Origin of the sequence: Streptomyces sp. NPDC051578, assembly GCF_044454045.1 — a bacterium.
Lineage (GTDB): Bacteria > Actinomycetota > Actinomycetes > Streptomycetales > Streptomycetaceae > Streptomyces.
The window spans coordinates 39,292-62,913 of the sequence record NZ_JBITDH010000004.1; the positions used below are offsets into that span (position 1 = coordinate 39,292).

19 protein-coding genes, 4 tRNA genes, 1 other RNA gene and 2 pseudogenes are annotated in these 23,622 nt (G+C 72.5%); 12 read left to right on the forward strand and 14 right to left on the reverse strand.

The genetic code is table 11. The features are described 5' to 3' along the window. Positions 1-48 precede the first annotated feature (48 nt). Together purM and purF are read right to left on the reverse strand one after the other, a co-directional pair. The gene (gene purM / locus ACIA6C_RS19245; RefSeq protein ID WP_399277368.1) at positions 49-1,119 is read right to left on the reverse strand and encodes a phosphoribosylformylglycinamidine cyclo-ligase; all 1,071 of its coding nucleotides are present in this window, start codon (positions 1,117-1,119) and stop codon (positions 49-51) included. A gap of 132 nt (positions 1,120-1,251) precedes the next feature. Then, positions 1,252-2,769: an amidophosphoribosyltransferase gene (purF, locus tag ACIA6C_RS19250; protein WP_329196901.1), complete on the reverse strand. Its 1,518-nt coding sequence runs from the start codon at positions 2,767-2,769 to the stop codon at positions 1,252-1,254. A gap of 147 nt (positions 2,770-2,916) precedes the next feature. On the opposite strand from purF, the gene ACIA6C_RS19255 reads away from it, so the two are divergent. Next, positions 2,917-3,012, forward strand: coding sequence for a putative leader peptide (locus ACIA6C_RS19255; RefSeq protein ID WP_352211348.1), 96 nt, complete (start codon positions 2,917-2,919; stop codon positions 3,010-3,012). A 164-nt stretch (positions 3,013-3,176) separates the two neighbouring features. Continuing rightward, positions 3,177-4,622 carry a sulfatase gene (locus ACIA6C_RS19260; RefSeq protein ID WP_399277371.1) on the forward strand — a complete coding sequence of 482 codons (1,446 nt, stop codon included), beginning with the start codon at positions 3,177-3,179 and terminating at the stop codon, positions 4,620-4,622. Between the two features lie 5 nt (positions 4,623-4,627). Here ACIA6C_RS19260 and ACIA6C_RS19265 read toward each other — a convergent pair whose 3' ends face one another. The 5 genes from ACIA6C_RS19265 to purS all read right to left on the reverse strand — a co-directional run bounded on the left by ACIA6C_RS19265 (position 4,628) and on the right by purS (position 9,276). Further along, the gene (locus ACIA6C_RS19265) at positions 4,628-5,134 is read right to left on the reverse strand and encodes an META domain-containing protein (protein WP_399277373.1); all 507 of its coding nucleotides are present in this window, start codon (positions 5,132-5,134) and stop codon (positions 4,628-4,630) included. A 94-nt stretch (positions 5,135-5,228) separates the two neighbouring features. Further along, on the reverse strand, positions 5,229-6,020 hold the full coding sequence (locus ACIA6C_RS19270; protein WP_399277375.1) for a sterol carrier family protein: 792 nt from the start codon (positions 6,018-6,020) through the stop codon (positions 5,229-5,231). Positions 6,021-6,101: 81 nt separating this feature from the next. Then, positions 6,102-8,351, reverse strand: coding sequence for a phosphoribosylformylglycinamidine synthase subunit PurL (gene purL, locus ACIA6C_RS19275; RefSeq protein ID WP_399277377.1), 2,250 nt, complete (start codon positions 8,349-8,351; stop codon positions 6,102-6,104). After that, positions 8,348-9,028: a phosphoribosylformylglycinamidine synthase subunit PurQ gene (gene purQ / locus ACIA6C_RS19280; protein ID WP_366083433.1), complete on the reverse strand. Its 681-nt coding sequence runs from the start codon at positions 9,026-9,028 to the stop codon at positions 8,348-8,350. Before purQ ends, purL begins: the two co-directional genes overlap by 4 nt. 2 nt (positions 9,029-9,030) lie before the next feature. After that, positions 9,031-9,276, reverse strand: coding sequence for a phosphoribosylformylglycinamidine synthase subunit PurS (gene purS, locus ACIA6C_RS19285; protein WP_042801325.1), 246 nt, complete (start codon positions 9,274-9,276; stop codon positions 9,031-9,033). A 327-nt stretch (positions 9,277-9,603) separates the two neighbouring features. On the opposite strand from purS, the gene ACIA6C_RS19290 reads away from it, so the two are divergent. From ACIA6C_RS19290 to ACIA6C_RS19315, 6 genes are all read left to right on the forward strand, one after another. Continuing rightward, entirely contained in the window at positions 9,604-9,921 is a 318-nt protein-coding gene (locus tag ACIA6C_RS19290) for an Lsr2 family protein (protein WP_361138577.1), read from the forward strand. Positions 9,922-10,009: 88 nt separating this feature from the next. Next, positions 10,010-10,081, forward strand: a tRNA-Gly gene (locus ACIA6C_RS19295). An 80-nt stretch (positions 10,082-10,161) separates the two neighbouring features. After that, positions 10,162-10,234, forward strand: a tRNA-Gly gene (locus tag ACIA6C_RS19300). A 77-nt stretch (positions 10,235-10,311) separates the two neighbouring features. Continuing rightward, entirely contained in the window at positions 10,312-11,559 is a 1,248-nt protein-coding gene (locus ACIA6C_RS19305) for a sensor histidine kinase (RefSeq protein ID WP_399278003.1), read from the forward strand. Further along, the gene (locus tag ACIA6C_RS19310) at positions 11,556-12,167 is read left to right on the forward strand and encodes a DNA-binding response regulator (RefSeq protein WP_399277380.1); all 612 of its coding nucleotides are present in this window, start codon (positions 11,556-11,558) and stop codon (positions 12,165-12,167) included. The genes ACIA6C_RS19305 and ACIA6C_RS19310 overlap by 4 nt, the downstream gene beginning before the upstream one ends. 22 nt (positions 12,168-12,189) lie before the next feature. Further along, positions 12,190-12,262: transfer RNA gene (locus ACIA6C_RS19315), tRNA-Gly, on the forward strand. Positions 12,263-12,309: 47 nt separating this feature from the next. On the opposite strand, the gene ACIA6C_RS19320 is transcribed toward ACIA6C_RS19315, so the two are convergent. From ACIA6C_RS19320 to ffs, 6 genes are all read right to left on the reverse strand, one after another. Continuing rightward, positions 12,310-13,254 (reverse strand): phosphoribosylaminoimidazolesuccinocarboxamide synthase, encoded by a 945-nt coding sequence (locus ACIA6C_RS19320; RefSeq protein ID WP_366082952.1) that lies wholly within the window; start codon positions 13,252-13,254, stop codon positions 12,310-12,312. A 76-nt stretch (positions 13,255-13,330) separates the two neighbouring features. Continuing rightward, a complete protein-coding gene (locus ACIA6C_RS19325) occupies positions 13,331-14,809 on the reverse strand; it encodes a N,N-dimethylformamidase beta subunit family domain-containing protein (protein ID WP_399277383.1) in 1,479 nt (492 codons plus the stop codon). 519 nt (positions 14,810-15,328) lie between these two features. After that, complete coding sequence (locus ACIA6C_RS19330; protein WP_399277385.1) at positions 15,329-16,924, reverse strand: hypothetical protein; 1,596 nt, start codon at positions 16,922-16,924, stop codon at positions 15,329-15,331. Positions 16,925-17,201: 277 nt separating this feature from the next. Further along, entirely contained in the window at positions 17,202-18,455 is a 1,254-nt protein-coding gene (gene purD / locus ACIA6C_RS19335) for a phosphoribosylamine--glycine ligase (protein WP_399277387.1), read from the reverse strand. Between the two features lie 60 nt (positions 18,456-18,515). After that, a complete protein-coding gene (locus ACIA6C_RS19340; RefSeq protein ID WP_399277389.1) occupies positions 18,516-20,681 on the reverse strand; it encodes a DNA polymerase III subunit gamma and tau in 2,166 nt (721 codons plus the stop codon). A gap of 66 nt (positions 20,682-20,747) precedes the next feature. Continuing rightward, positions 20,748-20,846, reverse strand: an RNA gene (gene ffs / locus ACIA6C_RS19345) — signal recognition particle sRNA small type. 108 nt (positions 20,847-20,954) lie between these two features. Between ffs and ACIA6C_RS19350 the strand changes: the two genes are divergently transcribed. The 4 genes and pseudogenes from ACIA6C_RS19350 (at position 20,955) to ACIA6C_RS19365 (ending at position 22,630) form a co-directional block, all read left to right on the forward strand. Next, positions 20,955-21,042, forward strand: a tRNA-Ser gene (locus tag ACIA6C_RS19350). A gap of 78 nt (positions 21,043-21,120) precedes the next feature. Continuing rightward, positions 21,121-21,521 (forward strand): annotated as a pseudogene (locus tag ACIA6C_RS19355) (HNH endonuclease); the annotation flags it as partial. Further along, positions 21,406-21,760, forward strand: a pseudogene (locus ACIA6C_RS19360) (PIN domain-containing protein); the annotation flags it as partial. The pseudogenes ACIA6C_RS19355 and ACIA6C_RS19360, both read left to right, overlap by 116 nt. Before the next feature lie 138 nt (positions 21,761-21,898). Further along, entirely contained in the window at positions 21,899-22,630 is a 732-nt protein-coding gene (locus ACIA6C_RS19365; protein ID WP_399277391.1) for a hypothetical protein, read from the forward strand. Between the two features lie 104 nt (positions 22,631-22,734). Here the strand turns inward: ACIA6C_RS19365 and ACIA6C_RS19370 are convergent, their stop codons facing one another. Next, positions 22,735-23,547 (reverse strand): VOC family protein, encoded by an 813-nt coding sequence (locus ACIA6C_RS19370; RefSeq protein WP_399277393.1) that lies wholly within the window; start codon positions 23,545-23,547, stop codon positions 22,735-22,737. Positions 23,548-23,622 lie beyond the last annotated feature (75 nt).

Here is a 23,622-nt window from a genome sequence, read left to right on the forward strand (position 1 = left end):
AGTGAAACCCGGTCCAGGGCATCGCCCCGGACCGGGTTTCAGTGCTGCTCAGCTCGCGTAGGAACCGGTGAGGGTCGCGCCCTCGGTGTGGTCACCGCGGTCCAGGATCTCGCCGGCGACCCAGGCGTCGACGCCCCGGTCGGCCAGTGCCGTCAGGGCCACGTCCACCGACTCCTGCGGAACGACGGCCATCATGCCCACACCCATGTTCAGGGTCTTCTCCAGCTCCAGCTGCTCCACCCGGCCGGTCCTGCCGACCAGGTCGAAGATGGCGCCGGGGGCCCAGGTCGAGCGGTCGACCGTGGCGTGCAGGTGGTCCGGGATCACCCGGGCGAGGTTGGCCGCGAGGCCGCCGCCGGTGATGTGCGAGTACGCGTGGACCTCGGCCGTGCGGGTGAGGGCCATGCAGTCCAGCGAGTAGATCTTGGTCGGCTCCAGCAGTTCCTCGCCGAGGGTCCGGCCGAGCTCGTCGACGTGCTGCTCCAGGGCCATTCCCGCCTGGTCGAGCAGGACGTGACGGACCAGCGAGTACCCGTTCGAGTGAAGGCCGGACGATGCCATCGCGATGACGGCGTCACCCGTACGGATGCGATCCGCGCCCAGCAGGCGGTCGTACTCGACCACACCCGTTCCCGCGCCCGCCACGTCGAAGTCGTCCGGGCCCAGCAGACCCGGGTGCTCGGCGGTCTCGCCGCCCACCAGGGCGCAGCCGGCGAGGACACAGCCCTCGGCGATGCCCTTGACGATGGCCGCGACACGCTCGGGGTGCACCTTGCCGACGCAGATGTAGTCGGTCATGAAGAGCGGCTCCGCGCCGCAGACGACGATGTCGTCCATGACCATCGCGACCAGGTCGTGGCCGATGGTGTCGTACACGCCGAGCCGGCGGGCGACGTCCACCTTGGTGCCGACGCCGTCGGTGGCGGAAGCGAGCAGGGGGCGCTCGTACCGCTTGAGGGCGGAGGCGTCGAAGAGGCCGGCGAATCCGCCGAGGCCGCCGAGGACCTCGGGGCGCTGCGTCTTCTTCACCCACTCCTTCATGAGTTCGACGGCGCGGTCTCCCGCTTCGATGTCGACACCTGCTGCTGCGTAGCTGGCACCGGTGGTCTTCTCTGTCATGACAGGAGAGAGCTTTCGTGTCGTTACTGCGGGTGGTGCACGGCCCTGGGAAAAGCCTGAAAGACAGGGCCGGGCGCAGGTTGAACGGGACGGGGCGGGGCGGACCCGCCCGGGGGGCGGGTCCGGCGCGTCCTACGGGCGCCGGAGCGCGTCGGCGGCGTCGGTGCCGCCCGCGAGCTCGGACTCCAGGAGCTGCTTGCCGAGCAGCTGCGGGTCGGGCAGCTCCATCGGGTACTCGCCGTCGAAGCAGGCACGGCAGAGGTTGGGCTTCTGGATGGTGGTCGCCTCGACCATCGCGTCGAGCGAAATGTACGAGAGCGAGTCGGCGCCGAGCGACGTGGCGATCTCGTCGACCGTCATGCCGTTGGCGATCAGCTCGGCCCGGGTGGCGAAGTCGATGCCGAAGAAGCACGGCCACTTCACCGGCGGCGAGGAGATCCGGATGTGGACCTCGGCCGCGCCGGCCTCGCGGAGCATCTTGACCAGGGCCCGCTGGGTGTTGCCGCGGACGATCGAGTCGTCCACGACCACCAGGCGCTTGCCCCGGATGACTTCCTTGAGGGGGTTGAGCTTGAGCCGGATGCCGAGCTGGCGGATCGTCTGCGAGGGCTGGATGAAGGTCCGCCCCACGTAGGCGTTCTTGACCAGGCCCGATCCGTACGGGATGCCACTGGCCTCGGCGTAGCCGACCGCGGCGGGCGTGCCGGACTCCGGCGTCGCTATGACCAGGTCCGCTTCGACGGGGGCTTCCTTGGCCAGGCGCCGGCCCATCTCGACGCGCGAGAGGTAGACGTTGCGGCCCGCGATGTCGGTGTCCGGGCGCGCCAGGTAGACGTACTCGAAGACACAGCCCTTGGGCTTCGCTTCCGCGAATCGGGAGGTGCGCAGGCCGTTCTCGTCGATCGCGATGAGCTCGCCCGGCTCGACCTCGCGGACGAAGCTGGCGCCGCAGATGTCGAGGGCGGCGGTCTCGCTCGCGACCACCCAGCCGCGCTCCAGGCGGCCGAGGACCAGCGGGCGGATGCCCTGCGGGTCACGGGCGGTGTAGAGGGTCCCCTCGTCCATGAAGACGAGCGAGAACGCGCCCTTGACCTGGGGGAGGACCTTGGCGGCCGACTCCTCGATGGTCAGGGGCTTGCCGTCGTCGTCGGTCTGGCCGGCCAGCAGGGCGGTGACCAGGTCGGTGTCGTTGGTGGCCGCCACCTGGGTGGCACGGCCGTCCTGACGGGGGAGGTCGGCGACCATCTCGGCGAGCTCGGCGGTGTTCACCAGGTTGCCGTTGTGACCCAGGGCGATCGAGCCGTGGGCGGTCGCGCGGAAAGTGGGCTGCGCGTTCTCCCAGACGGAAGCACCGGTGGTCGAATAGCGGGCGTGACCGACCGCGATATGACCTTGGAGCGAGCCGAGAGAGGTTTCGTCGAAGACTTGGGAAACGAGGCCCATGTCCTTGAAGACGAGGATCTGGGAACCGTTGCTCACAGCGATTCCCGCGGACTCTTGTCCGCGGTGCTGTAGTGCATACAGTCCGAAGTAGGTGAGCTTGGCGACCTCTTCACCCGGAGCCCAGACACCGAAGACGCCGCAAGCGTCCTGGGGGCCCTTTTCGCCGGGGAGCAGGTCGTGGTTGAGTCGTCCATCACCACGAGGCACGCTTCCGAGTGTAGGCGAGATCGACCACTGGTCCGAATTGGGGACGGCCGGGAAATGTCACAGCACAGAGGGTGACGGAACGCTTCCGTCTCGGTATCCGGAACCCTTTGTTGACAGGTACGCGGGCATTCGACAGGCTCTCGCCCCATGCAGCCCCTCGGTGACCGCGCCGTCACCCTCGTCGAGCGCCGACACGTGGACCTGGTCCGTGTCGCGAGCGCCATCTGTCGCTGTTCCGCGTAGTCACACGCCACTGGGCCGCGCGCTTCCCGCGCCGCCTTCCGTTTCCCCCTCGCGCTCCCGTTCGCGCGCCCCCTCACCGCTCCCCGCCCGAGCCCGTTCCGCCGTGCCGCGCGCCGTCCCGCGCCGCCCGGAGCCGGGCCGGCGGGCCGTGCCTTGGAGTACTTGTGACCACGTACGAATCCCCCCTGTCCCGGCGTGCCTTCGGCGGCGCGGTGGGCGTGAGCGCGGCCGCCGCCGCGGTGGGCCTGGGCTCGGCGCCCGCCGCGGCCCAGACGCGGGAGGCCACCGCCGCCCCGGCCCCGGAGGCCGCTCACGCCGAGCAGGAGTTCCGGGCGGCGCGGGGGCGTCACTCCCGGCGCCCGAACATCCTGTTCATCCTCGGTGACGACCTCGGCTGGGCGGACCTGTCCTCGTACGGCTCCCCCCACATCAAGACCCCGAACCTGGACCGGCTGGGCCGCCAGGGCGTCCGCTTCACCGACGCCTACTCGGGCTCGGCGACCTGCTCCCCGACCCGGTTCAGCCTGTACACGGGCCGCTACCCGGGCCGCACGAAGGGCGGGCTGGCGGAGCCGATCGCGGACACGTCGGCCGGCCTGGAGCCCACGCACCCGACGTTGGCCTCGCTGCTGCGCGACCGCGGGTACGCCACGGCGCTGATCGGCAAGTGGCACTGCGGCTACCTGCCCGACTACAGCCCGACCCGCTCGGACTGGGACGAGTTCTTCGGCAACTTCGGCGGCGCGCTGGAGTACTACTCCAAGCTGGGCCTGAATGGCGAATACGACCTGTACGAGGGCGACGCCGAGTACAAGGACCTGCGTTACTTTACGCGGATCATCACCGAGCGGGCGAGCGAGTACGTATCCCGCGACCACCACGGCAAGCCCTGGCTGCTGAACCTCAACTTCACCACCCCGCACTGGCCGTGGATCGCGGAGGGGGACACCGCGGAGAGCGCCGAGATCGTCCGACGGATCAAGGCGGGCGACCCCCGGGCGCTGTGGCACCAGGACGGCGGGTCGGTCGAGAAGTACAAGCAGATGGTGGAGGACCTGGACCGCTCCGTCGGCGAGGTGCTGAAGGCTCTCGAACGGTCGGGGCAGCAGGAGGACACCCTGGTCGTCTTCGCCAGCGACAACGGCGGCGAGCGCTTCTCCTACAACTGGCCGCTGTCGGGCAACAAGGCGTCCTTGCAGGAGGGCGGCATCCGGGTGCCGACGCTCGTGCGCTGGCCCGCCCGGCTGGACGGCGGTCAGGTCAGCCGCGTCCCGGTGTTCAGCCCGGACTGGACGGCGACGCTGCTGGAGCTGGCCGGCGCCCGGCCGCACCCGGCGTATCCGCTGGACGGGGTCAGCCTCGCCGGGTACCTGCTGCGCGGGGAGCGGCTCGCGGAGCGGGACCTGTTCTGGCGGGTGCGCGGGGAACGGGCGCTGCGCCGCGGGGACTGGAAGTACTACCGGGGCAAGAGCGGGCGCGACCAGCTCTTCGACCTGGCAGGGGACGTACGCGAACAGGCCGACAAGGCGGCCGTGGAACCGGAACGGCTGGCCGGGTTGCGGGCGGCGTGGGAGAAGACGAACGCGGGACTGCTGCCGTACCCGGCGTGAAGGCGTCACTCCGCCGCGGAGGCCGCCTCGGCGGTCAGGCCCCGGCCGTCCGCACCGGCCCCGCCGGTCAGGGTCAGCGTCCGGCCCTCGACCTTCCAGCCGAGCGGGCCGCTGCCGAACAGCGTGGTCAGGGCCCGTTCGACCTCGCCGGCCGGGCCCGGGCAGGCCATCCGGGTCGTGGCGAGCGGCCCGAAGGTGAGCGAGGCGCCCTCGACGGTGGCCTTGGCCGTGAACCCGTTGCAGCCGAGGCCGCCGCTCACCGCGCCGTCGGGAGCGAGGGTGAAACGGGCCTTCCCGGCGGCGTCGGCGGGCAGGGGGGAGGCCGCCGCGCCCCCGGTCAGCGTCGTGACGGTCCACGCGGTGGCGGTCAGCGGGGCGTCGGCCGGGGGCTGCGGGGAGGGTTTCCCGTCGACGGTCCCGGTGTGGACGGGCCGGGGCGCGGCGTCCTGCGCACCGCAGGCGCCGGCTCCGGCGAGCGCGAGGACGGCGGCCGCGACGGCGGCGGGGAACACGGGCGGTTGCGTACGCATGTCCCTGTGACGGAGGGCCGGCCCGGCCGGTTCCCCGCCTGGTGCTTGGACCTTCCCGGCCACGGCACCAGACGCCCTAGCTCATCAGGGGCAGCAGCGCCGACAGGTCGGCCCGCTCGCCGCTGGCCCGTACGTGGGCTTCGCGCACCGCCTCGGCCCAGCCGGTCCGGCCCGTCGCCAGCCGCAGCCAGGTCAGCGGGTCGGTCTCGACCACGTTCGGCGGGGTGCCCCGGGTGTGGCGGGGCCCCTCGACGCACTGGACCACCGCGAAGGGCGGGATCCGTACCTCGACCGAGCCACCGGGCGCGGTGACGGCGAGGGCGTCGGCGAGCAGCCGGGTGCAGGCGGCGAGGGCCTGCCGCTCGATCGGGACGTCCAGCCCGGCGGCCCGGTTCAGGTCATCGGTGTGCACCACGAGTTCGACGGTCCGGGTGACCAGGAAGTCCCCGAGGGTCATCGCCCCGATCCACAGGTTCAGCACGCGGCGGTCGGGGTTCGCTTCGAGCGCCGCGGCCAGCCGCGCCCCGGCGCGCTCGTACAGCTCGGGCAGCGGCGCCCCGGCCAGGGTCTCCTTCGCCGCCTCGGCGATCTTCCCGGCGAGCGAGGCGGTGGCGGAGGGCCATTCGACGGCGCTCAGCTCCGGGACGGCGGCGGGCGGCCGGGCCAGACCCGCGGCCAGCGAGTCCGCGATCCACGCGATGTGCGCGGCCAGGTCCCCGACCGTCCACCGGCCGAGCCCGGTGGGCCGGGCGAGCTGCTCGGGGGTCAGCTCCCGTACGGCGTCCGCGACATGGCCGAACTGGGCCGTGACGGCGGCGCGGATCTTCGCGGAGTCGTAGGTACGCGTTTTCCTCTTCGCGGGCGGCATGGCCCGACCCTACTCGGGGCGGCCGACGCACGAGCCCCCGCCCGCGGGGCGCGGGCGGGGGCTCGTGGGAAGGCGACGGGATCAGGCGAGGAGCGCCGGGATCGTCGCCTCGTGGGCGGTGCGCAGTTCCGCGAGGGGGATGGCGAACTCGCCCTGGACCTCGATCTCCTCACCGTCGACCACGCCGATGCGGGTGGCCGGCAGGCCCCGCGCACCGCACATGTCGGTGAAGCGGAGCTCCTCGCTGCGCGGGACCGCCACGATGGCGCGGCCCGCGGACTCGGAGAACAGGAAGGTGAAGGCGTCCAGGCCCTCCGGGACCACGACGCGCGCGCCGTTGCCGCCGCGCAGGCAGGACTCGGTGAGCGCCTGGATCACGCCGCCGTCCGACAGGTCGTGCGCGGCGTCGATCATGCCGTCGCGCGAGGCCGAGATCAGGATCTCCCCGAGCAGCTTCTCGCGGCCGAGGTCCACCTTGGGCGGCATGCCGCCGAGGTGCTGGTGGACGACCTCGGACCACGCCGAGCCGCCGAACTCCTCGGCCGTGTCGCCGAGCAGGTACAGCAGCTGGCCGGCCTCCGCGAACGCCATCGGCGTGCGGCGGTTGACGTCGTCGATCACACCGAGGACCGCCACCACCGGGGTCGGGTGGATCGCGATGTCACCGGTCTGGTTGTAGAGCGAGACGTTGCCGCCGGTCACCGGGGTGCCGAGCTCCAGGCAGCCGTCCGCGAGACCGCGGGTGGCCTCCGCGAACTGCCACATGACGCCCGGGTCCTCGGGGGAGCCGAAGTTCAGGCAGTCGGAGATCGCCAGCGGCTTGGCGCCGGTCGCGGCGACGTTGCGGTACGCCTCCGCCAGCGCGAGCTGGGCACCCGTGTACGGGTCGAGCTTCGCGAAGCGGCCGTTGCCGTCGGTGGCCATCGCGACGCCGAGGCCGGTCTCCTCGTCGATGCGGACCATGCCGGCGTCCTCGGGCTGCGCGAGCACCGTGTTGCCCTGCACGAAACGGTCGTACTGGTCGGTGACCCAGGACTTCGAGGCCTGGTTCGGCGACGAGACCAGCGCCAGGACCTGCGCGCGCAGTTCCTCGGAGGTCGCCGGCCGCGGCAGCTTGCCCGCGTCGTCGGCCTGGAGCGCGTCCTGCCACTCGGGGCGGGCGTAGGGGCGGTGGTAGACCGGTCCCTCGTGGGCGACGGTGCCCGGGGGCACGTCCACGATCTGCTCGCCGTGCCAGAAGATCTCCAACCGCTCGCCGTCGGTGACTTCACCGATGACGGTGGCGATGACGTCCCACTTCTCGCAGATCTCCATGAAGCGGTCGACGTGCTGGGGCTCGACGATCGCGCACATGCGCTCCTGCGACTCGCTCATGAGGATTTCCTCGGGCGAGAGGGTCGCGTCGCGCAGCGGGACGGTGTCCAGCTCGACGCGCATGCCGCCGGAACCGGCGGAGGCCAGCTCGCTCGTGGCGCAGGACAGCCCGGCGCCGCCGAGGTCCTGGATGCCGGCGACCAGCTTCTCCTTGAAGATCTCCAGGGTGCACTCGATGAGGAGCTTCTCCTGGAAGGGGTCGCCGACCTGGACCGCGGGGCGCTTGGTGGGCTTGCTGTCGTCGAACGTCTCGGACGCGAGGACCGAGACGCCGCCGATGCCGTCGCCGCCGGTGCGGGCGCCGTAGAGGACGACCTTGTTACCGGGGCCGGACGCCTTGGCGAGGTGGATGTCCTCGTGCTTCATCACGCCGATGCAGCCGGTGTTGACCAGCGGGTTGCCCTGGTAGCAGGCGTCGAAGACGACCTCGCCGCCGATGTTCGGCAGGCCCAGGCAGTTGCCGTAGCCGCCGATGCCCGCGACGACGCCCGGCAGGACGCGCTTGGTGTCGGGGTGGTCGGCCGCGCCGAAGCGCAGCGGGTCCACGACGGCGACGGGCCGGGCGCCCATGGCGAGGATGTCGCGGACGATGCCGCCGACGCCGGTGGCCGCGCCCTGGTAGGGCTCGATGTACGAGGGGTGGTTGTGCGACTCGACCTTGAAGGTGACCGCGTAGCCCTGGCCCACGTCGACGACGCCGGCGTTCTCGCCGATGCCGACGAGCATGGCCGTGTTCTCGGGGGCCTTGTCGCCGAACTGCTTCAAGTGGACCTTGCTGCTCTTGTAGGAGCAGTGCTCGGACCACATGACGGAGTACATGGCGAGCTCGGCGCCGGTGGGACGGCGGCCGAGGATCTCCCGGATCCCGGCGTACTCGTCCTCCTTGAGGCCGAGTTCCTTCCAGGGCTGCGCCGCGTCCGGGGTCTCGGTGGCGTTCTTGATGGTGTCGAGGCTCATGCGCTGACCAGCTTCTTCAGGACCGACGTGAAGAACGGGAGGCCGTCGGTGCGGCCCGTCCCGATCAGCGGCTCGACCGCGTGCTCGGGGTGCGGCATGAGGCCGAGGACGTTGCCGGCGGCGTTGGTGATGCCGGCGATGTCCCGGAGCGAGCCGTTCGGGTTCCCGTCGAGGTACCGGAAGGCCACTCGGCCTTCGGCCTCCAGTTCGTCGAGCGTGCGCTCGTCGGCGGTGTAGCGGCCGTCCATGTTCTTGAGCGGGATGGAGATCTCCTGGCCGGCTTCGTAGTCACCGGTCCAGGCACTTCCCGCGTTCTCCACGCGCAGCTTCTGCTCGCGGCAGATGAAGTGCAGGTGGTTGTTGCGGAGCATCGCCCCCGGCAGCAGGTGGGCTTCGGTCAGGACCTGGAAGCCGTTGCAGATGCCGAGGACGGGCATGCCGGCCTTGGCCTGGTCGATGATGGTCTCCATCACCGGCGAGAACCGGGAGATGGCCCCGGCGCGCAGGTAGTCCCCGTACGAGAAGCCGCCCGCGAGGACGACCGCGTCGACCTGGTGGAGGTCCTTGTCGCGGTGCCACAGCGAGACGGGCTCGGCTCCGGCGAGGCGCACGGCGCGCAGTGAGTCACGGTCGTCGAGCGTTCCGGGGAACGTGACGACTCCGATGCGAGTGGTCACCGTCAGGCCTCGACCTTCACGGTGAAGTCTTCGATGACGGTGTTGGCGAGGAACGTTTCGGCCATCTTGTGGATGCGGTCGAGGGCGGCCTGGTCGACCGGTCCCTCCACCTCCAGTTCGAAGCGCTTCCCCTGGCGGACGTCGGCGATCCCGTCGAATCCCAGGCGCGGCAGTGCACGCTGCACCGCCTGGCCCTGGGGGTCGAGGATCTCCGGCTTGAGCATGACGTCGACTACGACGCGTGCCATCGGGCACTCCCGTGTGGTGGTTGGTGCGAAGGCGGTTCCTCCAGCGTACCCGCCCGAAATTTCTACGCGGGTAGATATCCCGGGCCCCCCGCAGGCGGCCCGTTTCGGCTTCACCAACGCTTCGCAAAATCCACCGGAAAACCACTCGCCCGCCATTGCGGCCGGACACGCGGAGACAATTAACTGGGCTTCGCAATTCAAAGGGAATCGCGGTACAAAGGATTCAGCCGGGATTCCGGCTGATTGACGCATTGCTCCGAAACATCCACACAGGCGACATCACCGCACGTCAGTACGTGGTGACCTCGCACGAAGGGACCGATATCCGTGGCGCAGCGCGTAGTAGTCACGCTCTCCGATGACATCGACGGCGGAGAAGCGGCGGAAACGGTCTCGTTCGCCCTGGACGGTAAGTCCTACGAGATCGACCTCAATCCGGCCAACGCAAAGAAACTGCGGAAGAGCCTGGCACCTTACGTGGCCGCCGGCCGCCGGCAGGCCCGCTCGGGGAAGGCGTACCGGCACACCAGCATCGCCCCCGACCCGGCCGTCGTGCGCGCCTGGGCCCGGTCGAACGACCACGACGTGCCGCCGCGCGGCCGGATCCCCAAGCGGGTCTACGAGGCCTACAACGCTGCCCACTGACCCCGGATTTGCCATCCACCCCCTCTGATCGGCTAGTGTGTGGATCACGCCGAGGGGCGAGGCCGCAGGTCAAAGCCCCGAAGGTCTTGCGGGTGTAGTTCAGTAGCAGAACACCCCCCTTCCAGGGGGGAGGCGCAGTGTGCAATCCCTGTCACCCGCTCTGCACGCTTTACCGGCCACGGTCGTGGATCAGGTAGAGTGATGCACGCACCGCAACGGCACGTGTGTCGGAGCGAGCATGCGGACGTAGCTCAGTTGGTAGAGCACCACCTTGCCAAGGTGGATGTCGCGCGTTCGAGTCGCGTCGTCCGCTCAGAGGACAAAGGCCCTGATCATCGATCAGGGCCTTTGTCGTTCGTCCAGCAAGTCGGGGGCCCAGACGTGCCGAAGATGACCGGGTGGTGGCGCAGCCGCGGCACCGCGGGCAAGGTCGAGCTGTACACCCGCTGGTCGTTCCACTCCTTCGTGGTCCTCGAAATCGCCTCGTTCGGCCTGGGCGCCCTCGCGTCCGCCACCGGGCAGGGCCCCGAACGGTCCTCCTGGACCGTCGCCCTCGCGCTGTTCCTCCTGGTGTGCGTCCAGTCCGTCCTCGTCGGGTCCCTCTCCTCCCGGGCCCTTGACTGGCTCACGGAACGCCGCGACCGGCCGGTGCGGCTCGCGGTCGCAACGGCCGCCTTCACGGGCGCGGCCTGCCTGACCACCCTCGCCCTGGTGAGGACCGGGCAGGCGGACGCAGCCGTGGCCCCGCCCCCGGTGCTCGGCATGGCGGGCTTCGCCTGCGGATCGCTCGCGCTGTGCGTCAAGCGGGTCCGGCACATGACCTACGGTCCCCTGGCCGCGGCGGCTTTCACGGGCGCGGCGGTGCTCGCCCTGGGTCTCCCGGCGGGCGATGCCCTCGGGTACGTCGTGGGCGTGCTGGCCACCGGAATCTTCCTCTGCGTCACCTGCCGGTTCTCCGCGTGGCTGCTGCAGACCGTGCACGAACTGGACCGCTCGCGGGAGTACCAGGCGCGCCTCGCGGTGGCGGAGGAGCGGCTGCGGTTCGGGCGGGACCTGCACGACGTGATGGGCCGCAACCTGGCGGTGATCGCGCTCAAGAGCGAGCTCGCCGTGCAGCTGGCGCGGCGCGAACGTCCCGAGGCGGTGGAGCAGATGATCGAGGTGCAGCGGATCGCGCGCGAGTCCCAGCGGGAGGTGCGGGACGTCGTGCGCGGCTACCGGGAAGCGGACCTGGCGGTGGAACTGGAGGGCGCCCGCGGGGTGCTGAGCGCCGCCGGCATGGACTGCCGGGTCGAGTTCGAGGCCCGGCGGGCGCTGACGCCCGAGGTGCAGTCCGCGCTGGGTTGGGTGGTCCGGGAGGCGACCACCAACGTCCTGCGGCACGGTGACGCCCGGAGCTGCCTGATCCGGCTGACGGCCGGCGAGGGGCCGGACGGCCCTTTGACGCTGCTGGTGGAGAACGACGGCGCCCCGGCCGTGGCTCCCGCCGGGCCGGCCGGGTCGGGCCTCGCCGGGCTGCGCGAGCGGCTCGCCGTCGTGGACGGCTCCCTGCGGGCCGGGCCCGTGGAGGGCGGCCGGTTCCGGCTGGTGGCGGAGGTCCCCGGCCCGCGGACGCGGCAGGCGGAGGTGGGCGCGTGAACCCCGTACGCGTACTGCTGGCCGACGACGAGCACCTGATCCGCGGGGCGCTGGCCGCGCTGCTGGCCCTGGAGGACGACCTGCTGGTCGTCGCGGAGGCGGCCACGGGGCCGGAGGCGCTCGCCATGGCCCGGTCCCACCGGCCGGACGTGGCGGTCCTGGACCTGCGGATGCCGGGGGCCGACGGTGTGAGTGTGGCCACATCACTGCGCTCCGAATTCCCGGAGTGCAAGGTCATGATCGTGACGAGCCACGGGCGTCCCGGCCACCTCAAGCGGGCCCTGGCGGCGGGCGTACGGGCCTTCACGCCCAAGACCGTCTCGGCGCAGCGGCTGGCCGAACTGATCCGGACCGTGCACGCCGGAGGGCGTTACGTGGACCCGGAGTTGGCGGCCGACGCGATCAGCGCCGGGGATTCCCCGCTGACCGCGCGCGAGGCGGAGGTCCTGGAACTCGCCGCGGACGGGGCGCCGATCGCGGAGATCGCGGAGCGGGCGCACCTGTCGCCGGGGACGGTACGGAACTACCTGTCCTCGGCGGCGACGAAGCTGGGGGCCGAGAACCGGCACACGGCAGTGCGTCTCGCACGCGAGCGGGGTTGGGTATAGTAGGTCTCGCGTTACGGCGTATGCGGACATAGCTCAGTTGGTAGAGCACCACCTTGCCAAGGTGGATGTCGCGCGTTCGAGTCGCGTTGTCCGCTCAGCGTGAGAAGCCCCCCGGTCCTCGGACCGGGGGGCTTCTTCGTGTTCAGGACCCGGTGGTCCCGGACGGCGTCGGGGCGCCGTGCTGGGCCGCCCAGCTGAGGCCCGTCAGCCGCTCGTAGGCCTCGATGTACTTCGCGCGGGTCTGCTCGACCACCTCGCGCGGCAGCGCCGGCGGCGGGAGCTCGCCCTTCGGGTCCCAGCCGGACTCGGGGGAGTTCAGCCAGTTCCGCACGTACTGCTTGTCGTACGAGAACTGGGTGCGGCCCGGCTGCCACTGTTCGGCCGGCCAGAAGCGCGAGGAGTCCGGGGTCAGGACCTCGTCGGCGGCGACGAGTGTGCCGTCCGCCGCGTGACCGAACTCGAACTTGGTGTCGGCGAGGATGATCCCGCGGTCGCGGGCGATGTCCCGGGCGCGGCTGTAGACGGCCAGGGTGAGCTGGCGCAGCGCCGCCGCCGTATCGGCGCCGACGGTCCGCGCGACCTCCTCGTAGGACACGTTCTCGTCGTGCTCGCCGACCTCGGCCTTGGCCGCCGGGGTGAAGATCGGGGCGGGCAGCTCGGAGCCGTCCACCAGCCCCTCGGGGAGCGCGAGTCCGCAGACGGTGCGGGTCTTGCGGTACTCGACGAGCCCGGAGCCGGTGAGGTAGCCGCGCGCCACGCACTCGACGGGGACCATGTCGAGACTGCGGCAGACCATCGTGCGCCCGGCCCAGTCGGCGGGGGCGCCGGCGGGCAGCTCGGTGCTGATCACGTGGTTCGGGACGAGGTCGGCGAGCTGGTCGAACCACCACAGGGAGAGCTGGGTGAGGACGCGCCCCTTGTCCGGGATCCCGGTGGGCAGCACCCAGTCGAAGGCGGACATCCGGTCGCTGGCGACCATGACGAGGTTGCCGTCCTCGTTGCGGTAGAGATCGCGCACCTTGCCGGTGTGGAGGTGGACGAGGCCGGGCACCTGAACCGGCTCGGGCTTTTCAACGAATCCGGACACGGGGTCTCCCTGTAGTTCTGTACGAGCGCGCCCCCATTGTCCCGTACTCGGGGCGGCGGCCCGACTCGGGGGCCGGTCAGTCCCGCTTGCAGATCCGGTCCAGGAGGTTGGCGGTGGCCCGCTGTACGCGCTCGTCGACGTGGCCCGGGCGGTCGAGGGCGGGGGACCAGGCGAAGGTGCCGGAGGCGAAGACGAGCGCGCCGCTGGGCGCCCGGTAGAGCGAGGTCTCCTGATGGCGCTTGGCGCCCTCGCTGTCGAGGTACGGGGAGTGCGCGAGGAGGATCCGGTCCTGGTGCACGGGCAGTTGGGTGCGCGGGAAGTACCGGTCGGCCTCGCCGGCGACCAGACCGTCGAGCTCGTCGTTCTCGGCGGCGCCGGTGGAGTCCCACAGCCAGTGGCCGGCGTTGCGCACGATCAGGGGCGCGGGCTCCGGGACCCGGCCCGCGTACTGGATGCCCAGCAGCTGCTGCTCCGGGCGGTCGACCTCCCGCCAGAGGCTGGGGCGGCCCGGGCCACGGCGTTTTCGGCAGGTGAGGAGCCGGTCGGGGACCCCGGAGGGCGAGGGGCCGAGCTCCACCTGCCAGTACATGGTGTTGGCGGAGAGGAACACCAGGGACGTGCCGTGCTCGCGGGCGCGCTCGACGGTGCGGCGCATGGGGACCGACCAGTATTCGTCGTGACCGGGGAAGACCAGGCCGCGGTAGCGGGTCGGGTCGACGCGGCCGGCGTGGAGGTCGCGGGTGTCCGCGTAGGCGAGGTCGTAGCCGTAGCGCTCGGCCCAGCGGATGAAGTCGTAGGCGTGGCCCACGTGCAGGGGCAGGCCCGCACCCGCGTACGGGCGGTCGAAGGACACCGTGGTCGCCGCGTCCTGCTCGCCCAGCAGCCGGCCCTCCTCGTCCCAGGCGTGGTAGAGGCTCGCGCCGGTGTGGCCGTCCTCCGGGTAGAGGTTGTAGGCCTGCCAGGTGATGTCCGGGAGCAGCAGGAGGAGATCGGCGCGGTGGTCGTCGCGGACCGTGAAGGGGATGTGGGAGCGATAGCCGTCGACGGTGGTGAGGACGGCCACGTACGCGCCGAGGCGCCAGTACGAGGGCACCTGGAGCCGCCACGACAGCCACCAGTGGTGGCAGGAGACCGTGCGGTCGGCGGTGAGCGGGGCCGGCTGGACGATGCCGGAGAGACGGGGGCTCGAATGGATCTTGCTGGCGCCGTCGCCGCCGTAGTGGCCGATGCGGTAGATGTCGACGGAGAACTGCTGGGGCGGATCGACGGTGATGTGGAAGTCGATGGCCTCTCCGGGTGCGACCGCTCCGGTGGAGGCGAAGCCCTTGATCTGCCGGTGCACGTCATCGGCGGTCCGGGGGCCGCCGTTGGTGCGGGCGCGGGGGATCTGGCCGGGGGCGACGGCCGGGTCGACGTACCAGGGCACGACATGGCCGGTGTCGTCGAAGTACAGCTCGCTGCCCCGGAACCAGGGCAGCGGGCCCTGGCCGAAGGGGTCGGTCACCGCGTGCGCGAGCGCACCTGACTCCCACCGCCGGATCTGGTCCGTGGCCATACCGCTGCTCCCCTCCCTCGGTCCCCCGAACGCACATACACGGTTTCCCAGCACATCACATAACGCACGCACTCCGTCACCGTTCGTCGCGAAAAGACCTCTCCGAGACCAACTTGGGAGCGAAGCGGCCTGCCCGGGGGCCACATCAGCCCTCGCGGGCGCCGGAGGCGCGGGGACGTTCGAGGCGCGGGGCGCGGGGGCGCGGGGCGCGGGGGCGCGGGGCGCGGGGGCGCGGGGCGCGGGGGCGCGGGGCGCGGGGGCGCGGGGCGCGGGCGGAGCCCCCAAACCCGGCGCGGCGGGGCGTTCGCGCGGCAGGCCGCGGGGTTCCGCCGGGGGGCCTCAGGGGTGACCGTCGCCCGGAGGGGCGTCCGGGGTCCGCGACCGTCGCCCGGAGGGGCGTCCAGGGTGCGCGACCCTCGCCCGGGGGCCTCAGGGGTCTGCGACCGTCGCCCATGAAGTCCAGGGTGCGCGACCCTCGCCCGGGGGGGGCGCCCCGGGGTCCGAGACCGTCGTCCGCGCTCAGACCAGTCGGACCGGCTTCTCCGGGCGTACGCCGATGGCCGCGAGCCAGGCCCGCAGGGGCTCGGGGTCGCCGTCCTCCACCAGGCAGAGCACGCTGGGCGCGAGGTCCGAACGGCGCTCGCCCGCCACCCGCAGCACCGGGCCGTCGAGCCAGTCCAGGCCGGGTTCCGCTCCGGCGGAGTCCACCGCCGCGCAGCACACCAGGGCCGTCACGTGGTCGGCGAGCAGGTCCCGCCCGCTCCTCGGTGCCTGGAGCGGGAAGAGCGGCACCGCGTCCGCGGTACGCGCCTTGCCCGGGGCGGGCTCCGGGCCGCCCGCGGCGGACCGTTCCTCCGCGGCCAGGCGCCCGGCCAGGGACTCCCCGGCGGCGCCCTGCCCACCGGGGTCGGTGAGGAAGCCGAGGACCCGTTCCACCGGAGGCCCCGCCGGGACGGCCAGCGCATCGAGGGCCGCGTGCAGCCGGGCCGCCTCCAGGCGCCACTTGCGGTCCACGACCTGCTCCGGATACTCCGCCCAGTCCACCGGCGACCACTGCGGCCCGGCTTCGGCCGGACCGCCGTGGAAGAGCCGCGCGGCCAGCAGCGAAGCGGCCTCGTCCACGGCGCCCGGCTGCTCCAGCAGGTCGCAGGCGGGACGCTCGCCCAGCCGCGAGGTGAACCCCTCGGCCAGCCGGTCCCGCCGGGACAGCTCGGTCAGCGCGGAGACCACCCCGGCATCCAGCCGCGCCGGCCACCGCCCCATCCGCCAGGCCGGCAGCGCGACCCGCGTGAGCAGCCGGTCCCAGCCCGCGTAGGCGAGTCCGACCTGCTCCTGGGCCGCGATGCGCAGCCCGTAGTCCACGTCCTGGGCGCGGTCGGAGGCCGCGGCCGCCACCCCGCGCTCCATCTCCGCCGCGTCCACCCGGCACAGGCGCAGCAGCAGTCCGGCCGGCCCGGCGATCCAGCCGAGCCCGCGTCTGGAACCCACGTCCACCGCCGCGTCCAGCCCCCGGACGAAGCCGCGCGCGTCGGCTATGTCCGGATGCGCGGAGGGGCCCGTACCGGCGATGACGGGCGCGAGTACGGCGCGCAGCTCCGCGACCCGCATCCACCACAGGAACGGCGATCCGATCACCAGCACCGGAGCCGCCCCGGGCTCCGACTCGGGCCGGCCCGCCGCGGTGCCGGACCGGCGGTGGGCCGGGTGCGTACGGTCCTCCAGCCAGCTGTCGCAGTCCGGGGTCAGGGCTATCGCGGAGGGCGCGGGGACGTTCATCCGGTCGGCGAGGTCCCGCACGAGCCGGTAGAGGTCGGGGGCGGCGGCCTCCGACAGCGGCACCGTCGGGGTCAGGGCCGGGCCCGCGCGTGCCACCACCGCGGCGAAGGTCCCGCCGACGAGCAGCACCAGCGCGGCGACCACACAGACGACGAGGGTCACGGCGGGCCAGGGGTCCCCGGCCAGCCGGCCGGTCATCCGGGCGGCCACGAGCACCACGGCGACGGCGGCGGGCAGCAGCACGACGGCCAGCGCCCGGCTGCGCACACGCAGCACGGCGAGGGCCCGGGAACGCGCGGACGGCACGCCCACTTCAGCGATCGAACCGATTCCGGACACGGCCGGACCTCACCCCCTCTGCCCTGCGGCGGCTTTGCTCACTCCCCCACTGTGACACCCGCCACTGACATCGCAATGCCGGTGGGCCATGTGCCGGAATGCTTGCGCCGCACCCTAGTTGGGCCGGGGCCGGGCGTCAGGCGGACCGCGACACGATCACCCGATGGAATGGCTTTGGGTAAAGCTGGCCGCGTTCGAACACGGCCGGATGCACTCGCACGCGCGGGCCCGGGCGCGCTCTGCGCACCCGGGCCCGCCAAGGACGTGGAACCGCTGCTCAGCGGCCTTCGGCCGCCTTGGCCGCGATGTCCGTGCGGTGCTGCGAGCCGTCGAGCCCGATCCGCGCGACGGCCTTATACGCCCGCTCGCGCGCCTGCGCCAGATCGGAACCGGTCGCCGTCACCGACAGCACCCGACCGCCCGCGCTGACGACCGCGTCGCCCTCGCGGCGGGTCCCGGCGTGCAGGACGTAGGCCTCCGGTGCGTCCAGGGCGGCCACCTCGGCCAGGCCCTCGATGGGGTCCCCGGTGTGCGGGGTGTCCGGGTAGTTGTGCGAGGCGATGACGACCGTGACGGCCGCGTCCTCGCGCCAGCTCAGCGGGGGCTCCGCGTGCAGGGTGCCCTGGGCGGCGTTCAGCAGCACGCTCGCCAGCGGCGTGCGCAACCGGGCCAGGACCACCTGGGTCTCCGGGTCGCCGAACCGGGCGTTGAACTCGATGACCCGCACCCCGCGCGAGGTGATCGCGAGTCCGGCGTACAGGAGGCCGGAGAAGGGCGTGCCGCGGTGGCGCAGCTCGTCCACGGTCGGCTGGAGGACGCTCGCCATGACCTCGTCGACCAGCTTCGGGTCGGCCCAGGGCAGCGGGGAGTACGCGCCCATGCCCCCGGTGTTGGGGCCCTCGTCGCCGTCGAGCGCCCGCTTGAAGTCCTGCGCGGGCTGGAGCGGCAGTACGGTCACGCCGTCGGTGATGGCGAAGAGGGAGACCTCGGGGCCGTCGAGGAACTCCTCGATGACGACGCGGTCGCAGGCGAGCGCGTGTTCGCGGGCCGCGGCCCGGTCCTCGGTGACCACGACGCCCTTGCCCGCCGCCAGGCCGTCGTCCTTGACGACGTACGGCGCGCCGAAGGCGTCGAGGGCGGCGTCCACCTCTTCGGGGGTGGTGCAGACGTAGCTGCGCGCGGTCGGGACCCCGGCCGCGGCCATCACGTCCTTGGCGAAGGCCTTGGAGCCCTCCAGCTGCGCCGCCTCGGCGGACGGGCCGAAGACGGGGATGCCCGCGGCGCGGACGGCGTCGGCGACGCCGGCGACCAGCGGGGCCTCCGGGCCGATGACGACGAGATCGGCGCCGAGCTCGGTGGCCAGGCGGGCCACGGCCTCACCGTCGAGGGCGTCGACCGGGCGCAGCTCGGCCACCTCGGAGATGCCGGCGTTGCCGGGAGCGCAGTACAGCGCGTTGACGTCGGGGTCGAGGGACAGAGAGCGGCACAGGGCGTGTTCGCGGGCGCCGCCGCCGATGACGAGGACCTTCACGCCATGCAGCCTAGCCCGGGTGGCCGGACCCGCTTCGTGCGGCCACCCAATTACGGGCCTCTACTCGTTCGTGTATTCCTCTATAACGGTGGCTCCGAGCTCGCGGACGATCAGGTCGTGTCCCGTCAGGGCGCTCTCGACGAGGTCGGGGTCGTCCTCCTCGGGGACGTCGTCCTCGGGGGCGACCGGCGGGGGCGCCTGCTGCACCGGGGGCTGCTGCACGGGCGGCGCCTGCTGGTGCTGCTGGGGCGGCTGGTACGCCGGCTGCTGCTGGGGCTGGGCCGGAGGCTGCTGCGGCGGGGGCGGTGCGGGGGCCGCGGGCGGCGTGTACGAGCCAGGGCCCGATCCGGCCGGCTGACCCCCTCCGCCGCCCACCACCGCGTCGATCTTCCAGTGGACCTGGAACTGCTCCGCCAGGACCGCCTTGAGGACGTCTTCGCTGCCGCTGCTCGCGAAGTTGTCGCGGGCGCCGACGTTGGGGAAGCCGAGCTGGAGGGTCGTCCCGTCGAAGCCGGTGACCTGGGCGTTCTGGCTGAGCAGGATCCAGGTGAAACGGCGGCGGTTCTTGACGGCCTCCAGCACGCCGGGCCACATCGCCTGCACCTGGCCGACGCCGGCGGCCATCCCGGGGGAGGGTGGGGCGGGCGGCGCCGGTGCGGCGGGCTGGTGCTGTACGGGTGCCGGGGCAGGGGCGGGCGCGGCCGCGGACGCCGCGGTGGGCCAGGCACCGGCGGCGGGAGCGCCGCCGCCGGGCCGCGCGGCCCCGGGCCAGGCGCCGGGCGCGGGCGCGGGGGCGGCGGGAGCTTGCACGGGGGCCTGGACCGCCGGCTGCGGCTCCTGCCGGGGCTCGGGCTGCGACGGGCGCTGCGGCTCGGGCTGCGGCTCGGGTTCGGCGGCCCGTACGGCGGCACGCTCCGCGGCGACACCTCCTGCGGGACCGGCCGGGGCCATCGGGTGCGCCTCCGGCCCGGGCACGTACCCCATGGCGGGCAGGGGGCCGGGCACGGTGGGCGCGCCCGGGCCGCCCGGCATCGCGGCGGGCACCGGTGCACCCGCGGCGGCGGTGAACCCGCTCCTCTCCAGCCGGTCCAGCCGCGCCTGGAAGGACCGCTCGTCATCGAAGGCGGCGGGCAGCAGCACCCGGGCGCAGATCAGCTCCAGCTGGAGGCGGGGCGAGGTGGCCCCGCGCATCTCCGTGAGCCCGGTGTTGACCAGGTCGGCGGCCCGCGACAGCTCGGCCGCCCCGAACACGGAGGCCTGGGCCTGCATCCGCTCCACGACATCGGCCGGGGCGTCGATGAGCCCCTTCTCCCCGGCATCGGGCACGGCCGCCAGGATCACCAGGTCGCGCAGCCGCTCCAGCAGGTCGGCGACGAACCGGCGCGGGTCGTTGCCGCCCTCCACGACGCGGTCCACGACCTCGAACGCGGCGGCCCCGTCCCCGGCGGCGAAGGCGTCGATGACGGAGTCCAGCAGCGAGCCGTCCGTGTAGCCGAGCAGGGAGGTCGCCATGGCGTACGTCACGCCCTGGTCGGCGGCGCCCGCGAGCAGCTGGTCCATCACGGACATCGAGTCACGCACCGACCCGGCGCCCGCCCGCACCACGAGCGGCAGCACACCGTCCTCGACGGTGGCCCCCTCCCGCGCGCAGACCTCGCCCAGGTACTCGCGCAGGGTGCCGGGGGGCACGAGCCGGAAGGGGTAGTGGTGCGTACGGGACCGGATCGTCCCGATGACCTTCTCCGGCTCGGTGGTGGCGAAGATGAACTTCAGATGCTCCGGGGGCTCCTCGACGACCTTCAACAGGGCGTTGAAGCCCGCCGAGGTGACCATGTGGGCCTCATCGATGATGTAGATCTTGTAGCGGCTGGAGGCCGGCCCGAAGAACGCCTTTTCCCGCAGGTCACGGGCGTCGTCCACACCACCGTGCGAGGCGGCGTCGATCTCGATGACGTCGATGGAGCCCGGGCCGTTGCGCGCGAGGTCGCGGCAGGACTGGCACTCCCCGCAGGGGTCGGGAGTGGGACCTTGCTCACAGTTCAGGCAGCGGGCGAGGATCCGCGCGCTGGTGGTCTTGCCGCAGCCTCGCGGCCCGCTGAACAGGTACGCGTGATTGACCCGGTTGTTCCGCAGGGCCTGCATCAGCGGGGCAGTGACATGCTCCTGCCCGATGACCTCGGAGAACGACTCGGGGCGGTAGCGGCGGTACAGCGCAAGGGACGACACGTCTACGAGGTTATCCGGGCCCACCGACAACGGCGGCCCACCGCACTCCCCGGCCCCCGCCCCGGAACGCAAAGCGCCCCCCACGCACCCGCCAGAGCCCACTTACCCTTGCTGCCTTCCGGCCCTGGGGGAGTTGGGTGAGATAGCGCCACGTGAGGGGCTGGGCCCCACCCTAGCGGATGGAAGCCCCCGGAATCGACCCGGCCCCCTCCGCCGCCCCCGCCCGACGATCACGTTCGCGAGCACCCCTCAACGTCTTGTATTGTTTGCGGCGGAGGATTCGCCTAGTGGCCTAGGGCGCACGCTTGGAAAGCGTGTTGGGGGCAACCCCTCACGAGTTCGAATCTCGTATCCTCCGCCAGTGCCTCACCGGGCACTTGAAGGCCCCGACCGGGAAACCGGCCGGGGCCTTCTGCGTTGCCCGGGGTCCCAGTTCTCCGGACCCGGCAGCCCCGGGAGCGGGGTGCGGGCGCTGCGAGCAGCAGGGGCCGCAGGGCGGCTGGCGCCGGAGCTGCGGTCGGCCCCGCGGCGGGAGCCTTGGAGCTGGGGCCCGCGGAGAGCGAACAGCTCTCGGCCGGGCGCAGACAGCGTGACCGGCGGATGCGGGAGCTGGTACTGACGGCCTACGCGTACCGGTGCGCCTTCCGCGGTTATGACGGCAGGATCCGCGCCGTGCCGGTCGGGCTGGAGGCCGCCCACCTGCGCTGGTGGGCCGTTGGCGGCCCTGACGACGTCGGCAACGGACGGTGCCTGTGCTCGCTGCACCACAAGCTTTTCGACAAGGACGCCCTCGGCATCGGCGACGGCCACCGCATCCTGCCGATCGACCGCCGACCGGGCGCGGGGGCATCGAGGACGTCCGACTGATCTTCGGTTGGGTCCCTGTCGACGACCGCGTCTATGACCGGGCCGGGCAGGTCCAGGGGGCCGTTACGAAACAAGGCAGGCACCGCAGTGCTGGTGCGGTCGATCTCGTCGTCGCCGCAACCGCCGAGTTGCAGGGCCTCACTCTCCTGCACCGGGACCACGACTTCGAGTGCATCGCAGCGGACACCGGCCGGACCCTCCGGGGCGATGGGCGGCGGAGCCAAATCCTTTCCCCGGTACGACTGTTCCCCCCGTGCGGGTGGATCGCGGGTCGGGGTCGGCCCGGAGCGGCGGGGGCGCGCCTATAAAGGGCGCGTTCCGTTCGACCGACCTACCGATGGGCTCCCACCATGCTGCAGGCCGCTCTGCGCGTACTCGCCGCCGTTTCCGTCGTCTCCGCCGTCGCCGTCTCACCAGCCGCCGCCGCCCCCGCCGCCCCCGCCGCCGACCTGACCTCCCCCTGCGGCCCCGTCACGGAGTACCGGGCCGCGGACTGGTGGCGCACGACCACGAACCCGATGATCGCCCAGGCCGTCGCCGCCACCGCCCTGGACGAGAACTGGCAGTGGCGCGACGACACGAACACCCTCTGGCGCGGGGACACCCGGGAGACCGTCGACGAGCTCTTCAAGACGGGCTTCACCCCGCGCGGGGAGGAGCTGATCCCGCTGGCCGAGTACATCGTCAAGGGCGGCGGGCAGAGCAGCGCCCACCTCAGCACCAGTTGCGAGAAGTGGGTGGCCCAGAAGTTCGCCACCTACGGCGCGGCGAAGACCGGCTGGGTCTACGAGATCGAAGCCCCCGGCGGCATCGACGTGAACGCCACCGCGCACCTCAACCACTACGAGTCGCCGTACCTGTGGAACAAGGAGGTCGACTTCCCCGGCGGGGTCGAGGGCCGCTACATCAAGGGCGCCTGCAAGTACCACCTCGTCTCCACCGACCCGGACACGAAGGTCAGCACCTTCGAGAACCTCGGCTGCAAGAAGAACGACGGCTTCGCGCCCCGCGCCCTGGAGCGGACCGCCACCGCCCTGGAGCGGACCGCCACCGCGCTGGAGCGGGCCGCCGCCACCCGGTAACGGCCGCGACCGGGAGGACGGGGCCGGTCCCGTACGGCCGGCGCCGGCACGGCGCCTGCGGTGGACCCGCCCCGCGGGTCCACCGGCGCGGAACTCCCCGAGCGCTAAGCGAACTTCGGCATCTCACCGACCCGTGTCGACATGTCGATCGCCGCGAACGCCGCGCCCTGCTGGTCCGTCAGCGCGGCGAACCGGCCGAAGGGGCTGTCGATGGGCCCGAAGTGGAGCCGGCCGCCGCGCGCCTGCGCCTTCTCCACCGCCTCGTCGCAGTTCGGAACCCCGAAGAACACCTGGATGTACGGCGGGATCTCCGGCGGGAACTCGTCGCCCATGTTCATCCGGCCCAGCACCGGGTTGTCCGCACCGCCCAGGCTGAACACCTTGTAGTCCATCCCCGCCGCCTCGGGGTCGTCCCCCAGGTCCATCTGCCGGGCCTGGTACGGGAACACCTTCGGCAGGAAGGCGTCCACCTTCGCCACGTCCCGGGTGAAGACCTCCGCCCAGGCGAAGGAACCCGCCTCGCCGGCCTTCTCGAAGCCTTTGTGCTCGCCCGGCTGCCAGACGCCGAAGACCGCGCCGCTCGGCTCCTTGGCGATCACCATCGTGCCGAAGGCGCCGACCTGCATCGGCCCCATCGCCACCTCGCCGCCCGCCGACCTGATCTTCTCCGCCGTGGCGGCCGCGTCCGGCGAGGCGAAGTACAGGCACCACTGGGAGGGGGCGTCGGCGCCCGGCATCGGCGGCACGACGGCGGCGACGGCCTTGCCGTCGGAGTAGGCCTGCGTGTAATTGCCGTACTCGCCCGCCGCGTCGCCGAACGTCCAGCCCAGCACGTCACCGTAGAAGGCCTTGGCCGCCTCCACGTCGGCGAACATCGCGTCCACCCAGCAAGGGGCGCCTTCCGGGTACTCAGTCATGATCGATCGGCTCCCGTGTCGTGTCGTGTACGTCGTGTCGTGTACGTCGTCTACGTCGTCGTGACCCGTCCCGGT

Excerpts from the sequence above, each read along its gene's own strand:
- purM (WP_399277368.1), bottom strand. The coding sequence starts at position 1,119 with ATGACAGAGAAGACCACCGGTGCCAGCTACGCAGCAGCAGGTGTCGAC.
- ACIA6C_RS19255 (WP_352211348.1), top strand. The coding sequence starts at position 2,917 with ATGCAGCCCCTCGGTGACCGCGCCGTCACCCTCGTCGAGCGCCGACAC.
- ACIA6C_RS19270 (WP_399277375.1), bottom strand. The coding sequence starts at position 6,020 with ATGCCGCCCGCGAAGAGGAAAACGCGTACCTACGACTCCGCGAAGATC.
- purL (WP_399277377.1), bottom strand. The coding sequence starts at position 8,351 with ATGAGCCTCGACACCATCAAGAACGCCACCGAGACCCCGGACGCGGCG.
- purS (WP_042801325.1), bottom strand. The coding sequence starts at position 9,276 with ATGGCACGCGTCGTAGTCGACGTCATGCTCAAGCCGGAGATCCTCGAC.
- ACIA6C_RS19305 (WP_399278003.1), top strand. The coding sequence starts at position 10,312 with ATGACCGGGTGGTGGCGCAGCCGCGGCACCGCGGGCAAGGTCGAGCTG.
- ACIA6C_RS19325 (WP_399277383.1), bottom strand. The coding sequence starts at position 14,809 with ATGGCCACGGACCAGATCCGGCGGTGGGAGTCAGGTGCGCTCGCGCAC.
- ACIA6C_RS19365 (WP_399277391.1), top strand. The coding sequence starts at position 21,899 with ATGCTGCAGGCCGCTCTGCGCGTACTCGCCGCCGTTTCCGTCGTCTCC.
- ACIA6C_RS19370 (WP_399277393.1), bottom strand. The coding sequence starts at position 23,547 with ATGACTGAGTACCCGGAAGGCGCCCCTTGCTGGGTGGACGCGATGTTC.